The organism is Tenacibaculum sp. L6, from assembly GCF_028823685.1.
Lineage (GTDB): Bacteria > Bacteroidota > Bacteroidia > Flavobacteriales > Flavobacteriaceae > Polaribacter.
The window spans coordinates 1-1,102 of record NZ_JAPEHZ010000145.1 but is presented as its reverse complement, the minus strand read 5'-3'; the positions used below and the strand labels follow the sequence as shown (position 1 = coordinate 1,102).

The following is a 1,102-nucleotide window of genomic DNA, read 5'->3' as shown; positions in this document are numbered from 1 at the left end:
CAAAAAAGGAAATCCAAATAAAAGCCGAACAATTACTTGGTTTAGAGTTGCTTTCAAGTGTTTATATGTTAGCAATTCTAAACATGATTTTAATGGGAGACGGTAGTTCTAACATTTTAAACACAGACTCAATAAAAGACTTTGATGGAAAATATGGCTTTGGTAAAACAGACACAAAATTCCCTGCGGATGCCTTTATTTTAAATCCACCCTATTCTGCTTCAGGTAACGGGATGAACTTTGTGGAAAAAGCCTTAGATATGATGAATAAAGGCTACGCAGCAATCATTATTCAAAACTCATCAGGTTCAGGAAAAGCAATTGACTACAACAAAAGAATTTTGTCTAAACACACGCTTTTAGCAAGTATCAAAATGCCATTAGATATTTTTATTGGTAAATCTAGTGTTCAAACTAGAATCTATGTCTTCAAAGTAAACGAAAAACACCATAAAGACGAGGTAGTAAAATTCATAGATTTTTCTAATGATGGCTACTCAAGAGCAAACAGAAAAAAGGCAAAAAATAATTTAAAAGATACCGACCAAGCAAAAGAGCGTTACCAAGAAGTAGTTGATTTAGTACGTTTTGGAAAAAGTAAGCTCAACATTTTTACAGAAAGGGAATACTACGAAGGACATATTGACCCAAAGAATGGAGCAGATTGGAATCAGTCAGCACCTATTGACAAAAAACCGTCACTACCAGAATTTAAAAAGACGGTAAGTGACTATCTCTCTTGGGAAATAAGTACACTGCTAAAACAAAATACCGTTGACGAAGAATTGGGAAAGCACTAACCCCACTCAATGAAAAGTTGAAAAATATTGAGTGGGGAGAATTCAAAATGGGAGACTTGTTTGAAAAATTAAAGACTAAAAAAGTACCGTACAAAGCAAGTGAACTAAAAACAAATCCTACAGATACATACACATTACCTTGTCTTACCTGTAGTTTCAAAAATCAAGGCTTAAATTATTATGCCCCAAAAGATGGTTTGACAATCTTGAATAATGTTATTTCACTACCTTCTGATAGTGATGTTTATAGAGCTTATTATCAGCCCGATGACTTTACAATATTAAATAGCTCATATGCTTTA

1 protein-coding gene and 1 pseudogene are annotated in these 1,102 nt (G+C 33.4%); both read left to right on the top strand.

Annotation, left to right across the window (positions count from 1 at the left end):
• A partial coding sequence (locus tag OU788_RS12385) for an N-6 DNA methylase (RefSeq protein ID WP_274635445.1) occupies positions 1-800 on the top strand: 800 nt, incomplete at its 5' end.
• A gap of 17 nt (positions 801-817) precedes the next feature.
• Positions 818-1,102: pseudogene (locus OU788_RS12380) on the top strand (restriction endonuclease subunit S); the annotation flags it as partial.